The sequence below is a fragment of the Luteibacter aegosomaticola genome (assembly GCF_023078475.1).
Classification (GTDB): domain Bacteria; phylum Pseudomonadota; class Gammaproteobacteria; order Xanthomonadales; family Rhodanobacteraceae; genus Luteibacter; species Luteibacter aegosomaticola.
This window is the reverse complement of sequence record NZ_CP095741.1, coordinates 4,795,340-4,805,000: the sequence shown is the minus strand read 5'-3', so window position 1 is coordinate 4,805,000 and position 9,661 is coordinate 4,795,340. Positions and strand designations below refer to the sequence as shown.

At 63.8% G+C, this 9,661-nt stretch carries 6 protein-coding genes and 2 rRNA genes (1 of these 8 only partly in view); 6 read left to right on the top strand and 2 right to left on the bottom strand.

Annotated features, from left to right (window positions below):
• The 4 genes from L2Y96_RS21555 to L2Y96_RS21540 form a co-directional block, all read left to right on the top strand.
• Positions 1-1,381 (top strand): 23S ribosomal RNA (locus tag L2Y96_RS21555) (it extends 1,504 nt beyond the left edge of the window).
• 120 nt (positions 1,382-1,501) lie between these two features.
• A 5S ribosomal RNA gene (gene rrf / locus L2Y96_RS21550) occupies positions 1,502-1,616 on the top strand.
• Positions 1,617-1,706: 90 nt separating this feature from the next.
• Positions 1,707-3,311, top strand: coding sequence for an ExeA family protein (locus L2Y96_RS21545; RefSeq protein ID WP_247330374.1), 1,605 nt, complete (start codon positions 1,707-1,709; stop codon positions 3,309-3,311).
• A gap of 2 nt (positions 3,312-3,313) precedes the next feature.
• Positions 3,314-3,997, top strand: coding sequence for a rhomboid family intramembrane serine protease (locus L2Y96_RS21540; protein ID WP_247330372.1), 684 nt, complete (start codon positions 3,314-3,316; stop codon positions 3,995-3,997).
• On the opposite strand, the gene L2Y96_RS21535 is transcribed toward L2Y96_RS21540, so the two are convergent.
• Together L2Y96_RS21535 and tfpB are read right to left on the bottom strand one after the other, a co-directional pair.
• Complete coding sequence (locus tag L2Y96_RS21535) at positions 3,986-4,723, bottom strand: glutamine amidotransferase (protein WP_247330371.1); 738 nt, start codon at positions 4,721-4,723, stop codon at positions 3,986-3,988. The genes L2Y96_RS21540 and L2Y96_RS21535 overlap by 12 nt on opposite strands.
• A 3-nt stretch (positions 4,724-4,726) precedes the next feature.
• Entirely contained in the window at positions 4,727-6,541 is a 1,815-nt protein-coding gene (tfpB, locus tag L2Y96_RS21530; protein WP_247330368.1) for a type IV pilus assembly ATPase TfpB, read from the bottom strand.
• Positions 6,542-6,606: 65 nt separating this feature from the next.
• Between tfpB and glyQ the strand changes: the two genes are divergently transcribed.
• Complete coding sequence (gene glyQ, locus L2Y96_RS21525) at positions 6,607-7,521, top strand: glycine--tRNA ligase subunit alpha (RefSeq protein WP_247330365.1); 915 nt, start codon at positions 6,607-6,609, stop codon at positions 7,519-7,521.
• Positions 7,511-9,655, top strand: a complete 2,145-nt coding sequence (glyS, locus tag L2Y96_RS21520; protein ID WP_247330364.1) for a glycine--tRNA ligase subunit beta — start codon at positions 7,511-7,513, stop codon at positions 9,653-9,655. Before glyQ ends, glyS begins: the two co-directional genes overlap by 11 nt.
• The last annotated feature ends 6 nt before the right edge of the window (positions 9,656-9,661 follow it).

Sequence of the window (9,661 nt, the reverse complement as noted above, 5' to 3'; positions counted from 1 at the left end):
CGAGACGAGTCCTATGAGGACGAAGTGACTGAGACCACGCTTCCAGGAAAAGCCACTAAGCTTCAGCTGTAGAAAAACCGTACCGTAAACCGACACTGGTAGGCAGGGTGAGAATCCCAAGGCGCTTGAGAGAACTCGGGTGAAGGAACTAGGCAAAATGGCACCGTAACTTCGGGAGAAGGTGCGCCCTTTGGTGTGGTCACGTGCGTGACTGAGCATCGAAGGGTCGCAGTAACCTGGCCGCTGCGACTGTTTATCAAAAACACAGCACTCTGCAAACACGAAAGTGGACGTATAGGGTGTGACGCCTGCCCGGTGCTGGAAGGTTAATTGATGGGGTCAGCCGCAAGGCGAAGCTCTTGATCGAAGCCCCAGTAAACGGCGGCCGTAACTATAACGGTCCTAAGGTAGCGAAATTCCTTGTCGGGTAAGTTCCGACCTGCACGAATGGCGTAACGACAGCGGCGCTGTCTCCACCCGAGACTCAGTGAAATTGAAATCGCTGTGAAGATGCAGCGTTCCCGCGGCAAGACGGAAAGACCCCGTGAACCTTTACTATAGCTTTACACTGAACGTTGAGTTCTTCTGTGTAGGATAGGTGGGAGGCTATGAAACCGAGACGCTAGTTTCGGTGGAGCCATCCTTGAAATACCACCCTGAAGTGCTTGACGTTCTAACCTAGGTCCGTAATCCGGATCGGGGACCGTGTATGGTGGGTAGTTTGACTGGGGCGGTCTCCTCCCAAAGAGTAACGGAGGAGCACGAAGGTACGCTCAGCGCGGTCGGACATCGCGCACTGTGTGCAAAGGCATAAGCGTGCTTGACTGCGAGATCGACGGATCAAGCAGGTACGAAAGTAGGTCTTAGTGATCCGGTGGTTCTGTATGGAAGGGCCATCGCTCAACGGATAAAAGGTACTCCGGGGATAACAGGCTGATACCGCCCAAGAGTTCATATCGACGGCGGTGTTTGGCACCTCGATGTCGGCTCATCACATCCTGGGGCTGTAGCCGGTCCCAAGGGTATGGCTGTTCGCCATTTAAAGTGGTACGCGAGCTGGGTTCAGAACGTCGTGAGACAGTTCGGTCCCTATCTGTCGTGGGCGTTGGAGATTTGAGAGGGGCTGCTCCTAGTACGAGAGGACCGGAGTGGACGTTCCGCTGGTGTTCGGGTTGTCATGCCCATGGCATTGCCCGGTAGCTACGAACGGAAGCGATAACCGCTGAAAGCATCTAAGCGGGAAGCGCGCCTCAAGATGAGATCTCCCGAGAGCTAGACTCTCCTTAAGGCACCATCAAGACTAGGTGGTTGATAGGCACGGTGTGGAAGTGCAGCAATGCATTGAGCTTACGTGTACTAATGAGCCGTGAGGCTTGACCATATAACCCCAAGACGCTTCACCGTCTTAACTCTTCAAGCTCGGTCCGTTTCATCCCGGACGCTTGTCACTCGTTTACACCCTCTGTGGAGCCGGCGCTCAATGCGCTGCTCCCACCCCTTCCCTGGCGGCTATAGCGGCGTGGTACCACCTGATCCCATCCCGAACTCAGAAGTGAAACGCGCATGCGCCGATGGTAGTGTGGCTCAAGCCATGCAAGAGTAGGTCACCGCCAGGGGCTTTATCCCAAAAACCCGGTCTCATTCGAGACCGGGTTTTTTCTTTGTCCAAAATCCGAAATCGCAGCCACATCGGCTACTCTAGGCCTATGTATCTACAGACCTTTGGGCTTCGCGAGCCGCCATTTGGCGACGCACCGGATCCGCGCTTCGCGTGCCTGTTTGCGCGCGAGCGGGAGATCCTTGCGCACGTCGAATACGAGCTCGGGGCCAGCGACCACAGCGTCACGCTGGTCACTGGCGAGGCTGGCATCGGCAAATCATTGCTCTGCATGCTCATCGAGGCGGACGCACCCCAGCATGGGGTGCGCGTCGTCAGGCATGGCGCCGGCGATTACGCGCTGGAAACCGTCGCATGGCTCCGCTCGATGTACGCCGGCTTCGGCCTGCCGCTGCCTCTCAGCGTCGATGCCAATACCGAAGCGCATCTGGTCGATGGCCTGGCCGCCGGCCTTGGCCGCCTGGCGCACCACGTGAACCATCGTTTCCTGCTGATCCTGGACGATGCGGACGAACTGGATGAAGAGGCCCTGGCCATTCTCGAGCGCCTTTATGTGGCTAGCGGGAAAGCCCAGGCGCCCTTCCATATGGTGCTTGCCGGCCTCCCCGAACTACGCGACCGGCTCGCGCTGACCGGTCCCGGTGCGCCAGCGCTTGGCCGGCACGTGCGCAGCCGTTTGCCGCTAAATCCGCTCAACGCCGAGGAAAGTGAGCGCTACGTACGCCATCGCCTCCACATCGCCGGCAGCGCCCAAATGCCGTTCAGCCGCCTCGGCCTGCGCTCGCTGCGGGATGATGGCAAGGGCAATCCCGGGCGCCTGAACGCCCTGGCGCATCGTGCCCTGGAGCGCGCCGCTGAACGCGGCGAGCAGAACATCGGCGAGCGCGCGCTCGGTTTCGTCGCACGGGAAGTTCTTCCCCAATATGCCCGCTACTGGCTCCGGCGCTATCGCAAGCCGATCCTGGCGATCGGCGCGATGCTCGCCATCGTGTTCGTCGGTGGTTTCGCGGTGTGGGTGTTCACCGGGCACAGCCCGTCACGCCCCAAGAGCTTTGTCGAAGTGACGCCCGAGCAAGCGCTCGCCAAACTGCAGGATGCGCTGCCCCCACCGGACACCGGTGCGGTCCGGGTCTGGGGAGAGCTGCTTGCGCGCTGGCAGGTCTCGTCGAAGGAAACCTCGGTCGCGAACGCCATGAATTGCGACGCGCTGATTTTCCCGGGTTTCGCCTGCGTCAGCGGGCGCGGCACGCTCGATCAGTTGCGCCGTTTCGATCGTCCGTTGGTGCTCGAGCTGGACGACTCGCACGCGAAGCAGCAAGTCCTGCTGGTGGGCGCGGGCGATGGCACGGTACGGCTCTATCTCGGCGGCAAGTACGTCGAGTTGACCCGTGACGCGTTCGAACGTATCTGGAAGGGGCGTTTCTACGCGGTCTTCCGTATCGACCCGAGCATGCCCGGTAAGTTGTCACGCGGCGACAGCGGCGAAGGCATGGCCTGGCTTACGCAGCACCTGTCGCCGAACGACGCTAAAACCGCAGGTCCGGGCACGTTCGATAGCACCGTGGAAACGCGTGTGCGTAATGTGCAACAGCGCTTCGGTATCTCAGCCGATGGCGTCGTCGGCCCGGAAACCATGTTCGCGCTTTCCTCGCTCGAGGCCGATGGCCCGCATCTCGCCCGCGGCGTTCCCTGACCATGTTTGTCCACGTCGATACGCGCCGCCGATCGCGGCTGTGCTGGGCCACGATTCTCATTGTGGTTGTATGCGTCGTTATCTTCGTCGGCCTGGCGCTGGCAGGGCATACCCAGCGGCTGGCGATCATGTCGCAGTGGGGCACGGTGCCGGCGCACTTGTTTGGCACCGGGCTTCCGTTGCCGCAACAGGTGAGCGATCCGGCGCTGCTGCGCCTGTTCACCGCGATCTTCATCCACGGCGGCTGGCTTCACCTGATGAGCAACCTGTTGTTCCTGGTGATCTTCAGCCTGCCTGCAGAGCGTAGCCTCGGTTCACCGCGGTTCCTGCTGCTGTTCCTGCTCGGCGGTGTCGTCGCGAACGTCATCGGTGCCATTTCGCTGACGGGCTCGCGGGTGCCCATCATCGGTTGCAGCGGCGCGGTCTCGGCGGTGGTCGGTGCCTACGTCACCCTGTTTCCGCGCGCCCGCCTGGGCCTGGTCGTCCCGTTGGGCCTGTACCTCGAATTCGTACGCGTCCCCGCGTTCGTCCTCATCGGTATTTGGGCTCTGGTGCAGTTGCTCTTTAGCTACGCCGGCGCCAGCTACGGCGCCGTCGTGTGGTGGACCCACATCGGTGGCTTCCTGTTCGGTATCGTGTTCGCGCTGTTTTCCCGCGGCGCGATCGTGCGCCGCCTACGCGGCTGAAGGCTCCCGGGCCACACCCAGGTGTGTGCGCACGAAACCTTGCAGCAGGCGCGTGGCGTGCGGCGTCGCCACCACGGCAGCGAGCAGCCCGTCCGGCGGGGTGCCTTCGCTCGCAAGCACATCGTGTTTCCGGCGGATATAGGCGCGCATCACTTCCGCAGAAAACTCCGGATGGAACTGCGTGCTGACCGCATGCTTCCCGTAGCGGACGAGATGGTGCGGATCGCGGGCCGAACTCGCTAGCGACACAGCGCCACGCGGTAGTTCGAGCACGCTCTGCTCGTGGGTGGTGTGCGCATGGAACGTCGAAGGCAAGGCGATGCCAAGCGCATCGGCCGCGGCTGGCTCGTGCGTGGTCAACGGCACGGTGCCCATCTCGCGGCCACCCGGCAGGTAATCCACGCGCCCGCCCAGGGCGTGCGACATCAGCTGGTGCCCGTAGCAAACACCCAGCATGGGCAGATCGTTATCCATCGCATCGCGGATCCAGCCCGCGGTGCGCTCACTCCATGGCAGGCGCTCCGTCACCATCGACGCTGAACCGGTGAGGATCGCGCCCGAAATCTCATCCGGATCAGGCAGGGCATCACCACGTTCCACGTCCACGATCTGGAGTCGTGGCAGGCGCAGACGCAGGCCCAGCTGGAACCAGCGAGGAAAATCACCGTGGCGGGCGCTGATGACATCCGGGGCGCGCCCCGTGCGGACGATAAGGACAGGCTTCATGGGCTACGACGTTTCATCAATATCGGTGGGCGGTAGAACGTTCAACACTTCACGTACGGTGGTCAGCCCGGCGGCGACCTGCGCTGCCGCCGAGATGCGCAGCGGCTTCATGCCTTCGCGCAGCGCCATCTCGTTGAACCGGGCCAGGTCAAGCTGCGCGGTGATCTGCGCACGCAGGCGCGGCGAGAGCGGCATCATTTCGTAGACGCCGGTTCGGCCGAGGAAGCCTGTTTTGCGGCATTCAAGGCAACCCACCTGGGTGAACACACGCTCGGGCATGGGGACATCCCAGCCATGCGTGAGCACGCGCCACTCATCGGGATCCTGTTCCGCCGGCGCCTTGCAGTGCGGGCAGAGCGTACGGACGAGGCGCTGCGCCACCACGCCGGCGAGCGTGGACTGGATGAGGTAATGCGGCACACCCAGATCGAGCAAGCGCGTGACCGCGCTCGGCGAATCGTTGGTATGCAGGGTGGAAAGCACCATGTGGCCAGTCAGCGAGGCCTGCACCGCCATCTGCGCGGTTTCGAGGTCGCGGATTTCGCCGACCATGATGATGTCCGGATCCTGGCGCAACAGGGTGCGCACGCCCGCGGCGAAATCGAGATCGATCGCCGGCTGCACCTGCATCTGGTTGAGCTCCGGCGAGACCATTTCGATCGGGTCTTCCACGGTGCAGACGTTGAGCTCGGGCCGCGCGAGATGCTTGAGCGTGGAATACAGCGTCGTCGTCTTGCCGGAACCGGTAGGGCCGGTGACCAGCACGATGCCGTGCGGCCGCTCCACCATCGCACGCCAGATCGTGTCCTCGTCGGGCGCGAAACCCAGCTGGCTGAAATCCTTCATCACCAGATCGGGGTCGAAGATACGCATCACCACTTTCTCGCCGAACGCGGTGGGCATGGTGGAAATACGCAGTTCCACCTCGCGGCCGCCGGCCGATCGGGTCTTGATGCGGCCATCCTGCGGGCGGCGCTTCTCGGCCACATCCATGCGGGCGAGGATCTTGATACGCGAGGTGACCGCGGTCATCACCGGCGGCGGCAGTTCGAACACCTTCTGCATCACGCCATCGATACGGAAGCGCATCTGCCCAGCGTCGCGGCGCGGCTCCAGATGGATATCCGAAGCGCGCTGTTCAAAGGCGTACTGCAGCAGCCAATCCACGATATGGACGACGTGGCGATCATCCGCGCCTAGCTCGCCGCCCTTGCCGAGTTCGAGCAGCTGCTCGAAGTTGATGATCTTGGCCGACGACGCATCCTGGCCCTTGGCATCCTGCGCCAGCTGGATGGAGCGCTGCACGCCATAGAACTCGAGCAGGTAGCGGTTGATGTCGACCGGGTTGGAGACCACGCGGCGGATCTCTCGCCGCAGCATGTGGCCCAGGTCCTGCGCCCAGCCTGCATCGAAAGGTTCGGCGGTGGCGAATGTGACCTCGCCCGGCGCTACCGCCACGGGCAGGATCCGATGGCGTTGCGCGTAGGCGTTGCTGACCACCTGGGTCACCTGGGCCACGTTCACCTTCATCGGATCGATCTTGAGGTAGGGCAGGTTGGCCTTGCCGGCCAGCCATTCCACGAGAAGCTCGGCACTCAGCGGCCGGCCCGGGTCGCGCCGGTTCTCGAGCTTGCTGTTGGCAATGAGTACCAGCGGATGCAGCTCGATAGCGCTTTTGCCGCTGCGCGAGCCCCCGCGGACACGCTTGGCGTCCTCGCCCGTGAGGTACCCGTCCACCACCAGCGAAGCCAGTACTTCTTCCAGCTCCAGCCGGCCCCGGCGGCCCAGCAGCGTCGCATGTTGTGGATTGACTGCCATGTGCTCCAACCCTGTAAATAGGCTACGCCGTTATACTAGCCCGCTTTCTCCAGGACCCGGGAACCATGTCCGCGCCTACCTTCCAAGACGTGATCCAGACCTTGAACCGCTATTGGGCGGAGCAGGGCTGCGTGCTGGTGCAGCCGCTCGATATCGAAGTCGGCGCAGGTACATTCCACCCGGCTACTTTCCTCCGCTCGCTCGGGCCTGAGCCCTGGGCTGCCGCTTATGTGCAGCCCTGCCGCCGCCCCACCGACGGCCGCTACGGCGAAAACCCGAATCGCCTGCAGCACTACTACCAGTATCAGGTGGTGCTGAAGCCGAACCCGGACAACATCCTGGAGCTGTATATCGGCTCGCTGAAGGCGCTGGGTATCGATCCGCTCGTGCATGACCTGCGCTTTGTCGAGGACAACTGGGAATCGCCGACGCTCGGCGCCTGGGGCCTCGGCTGGGAAGTGTGGCTGAACGGCATGGAAGTCACCCAGTTCACCTATTTCCAGCAGGCTGGCGGCCTGGAGTGCCGTCCCGTCACCGGTGAGATCACCTACGGCCTCGAGCGCCTGGTGATGTACCTGCAGAATGTCGACAGCATTTACGACATCGTCTGGACCCACGCGCCGCACGGCGTGGTTACCTACGGCGATGTGTTCCACCAGAACGAGGTGGAACAGAGCGCCTACAACTTCGAGCACGCCAACGTCACCGAGCTGTTCCACTGGTTCGATGTGTGTGAAGGCGAGGCCGCCAAGCTCATCGAAGCAGGCTTGCCGCTCCCTGCGTACGAGCAGGTCTGCAAGGCCAGCCACGCATTCAACCTGCTGGATGCCCGTCGCGCGATCAGCGTGACCGAGCGCCAGCGCTACATCCTGCGCGTACGCACCCTGGCCCGCAGCGTGGCCGAGGCCTACGTGGCGCAGCGCGAGAAACTGGGTTTCCCCGGCCTGAAGAACGTCAAGGAGGCCGTCCATGGCCGATAAGAGCCTGCCGCTCGTCATCGAGCTTGGCACCGAAGAACTGCCGCCGAAGGCGCTCGATGACCTGGCCGGCGCGTTCGCGCGCGGCATCGTCGAAGGCCTGGAAAAGCGTGGCGTCGCGGGTGATTTCGCCGCGGCGAAGACCTACGCCTCGCCGCGCCGCCTCGCCGTCTACATCCCGGCGGTGGCCGTCGCGCAGCCTGAGCAGAACGTTGAGCGTCGCGGCCCGGCCGTGAACGCCAGCATCGGTGCCGACGGCGAACCGTCGAAGGCGCTGGTGGGCTTCGCCCAGTCGTGCGGCGTCGACGTCTCGGCGCTGGAGAAGCTCGAAACCGACAAGGGCGCGTGGTTTGTCTTTCGCGCCGTGAAGGCGGGCCAGCCCACGGCTGCGCTGCTGCAGGAGATCGTGGTCGAGGCCCTCAAGGGCCTGCCGATCCCCAAAGCCATGCGCTGGGGCAACCGCGAGGAATCGTTCGTACGCCCGGTGCACACGTTGTTGATGCTGCACGGCACGGACGTGGTCGACGGTGAAGTGCTTGGCCTGAAGAGCGGTCGCAAGACCCTGGGTCACCGCTTCCATCATCCGCAGGCCGTTGACGTCGCCAGCGCCGATGCGTGGCTGGAAACCCTGCGCAAGGCCTATGTCATCGCCGACCCGGCCGAGCGCCGCGAGCGCGTCCGTGCCGAAGTGGCCCGCGTGGCCACCGGTGGTACGCCGAGCCTTTCCGACGCGCTGCTCGATGAAATCGCCAACCTCAACGAATGGCCGGTGGGCATTGCCTGCACGTTCGAGCGCGCCTTCCTCGAAGTGCCGCCCGAGGCGCTGGTCACCACCATGGAAACGAACCAGAAGTTCGTGCCGGTGTTCGACGCCCAGGGCAAGCTCACCGAGCATTTCATCGGTATCGCCAATATTGAAAGCCGCGATCCGGCGGAGATCCGCAAGGGCTACGAGCGCGTCATCCGCCCGCGTTTCGCCGATGCCAAGTTCTTCTGGGATGAAGACCTCAAGACGCCGCTGGCCGGTTACCAGGACGCGCTGAAGAACGTCACCTACCAGCAATCCCTCGGCAGCCTGTGGGACAAGACCGTCCGCGTAGCCGAGCTCGCCCGCGTGGTGGCTAACCGGGTCGGCGTCGATGCTGGCCAGGCCACGCACGCCGCCGCGCTCGCCAAGTGCGATCTGCTCACCCGCATGGTCGGTGAGTTCCCGGAGCTGCAGGGCGTGATGGGTCGTTACTACGCGACCCACCAGGGCATCGCGGCCGAGGTGGCCGATGCGCTGGATAGCTTCTACCAGCCGCGCTTTGGTGGCGATGCGATCGCCGCCGGCAAGGTCGGCCAGGTGCTCGCCGTGGCCGAGCGCCTCGATACGCTCGCCGGCATCTTCGCGGTGGGCATGAAGCCCAGCGGTAACAAGGATCCGTTCGCCCTGCGCCGCGCCGCCCTGGGCCTGGCCCGCACCCTGATCGAAGGCAGCCTGGATATCGACCTGCGCGCGGCCCTCACCGAAGCGTTCGAGCTGGTGCCGGAAGCCGCGTTCGTGGCCGGCGTGAAGCCGGGCAAGGATGGCAAGGTGCCGGCCGTGGATATCGGTGCGCGTCGCCGCGAGCTGGGCGATGAAGTGAACAACTTCGTGCTCGAGCGCCTGCGTGGCTATTACACCGAGCAGGGCTTCAGCACCGATCAGTTCGAATCCGTGCTGGCGGTCGCTCCGGCCACCTTGCCGGACTTCGATCGTCGCCTGCGTGCGGTTGCTGGTTTCGCCCAGCGTCCCGAGGCGGCCAGCCTCGCGGCCGCGAACAAGCGCGTGGCGAACATCCTGCGCAAGCAGGCCGAAGAGCCGAACGCGGCGCCGATCCCGGCCCACGTGGACCCGGTGCATTTCGAGTTCGATGCCGAGCGTGACCTGCATGCCGCACTGGATGCGGCCCGCGCCGAAACGCGCGAACTGCTGGCGCGCGCCGACTACACGGGCACGCTGGCTCGTCTTTCGGTGTTGCAGGCACCCGTCGATCGCTTCTTCGACGATGTGCTCGTGAACGCGGAAAACCCGGCCGTACGCTTCAACCGGCTGGCCTTGCTAGCCCAGCTCAAGGCGGCATTCGGCGCCATCGCCGATATCTCCCGCCTTTGATGCGAA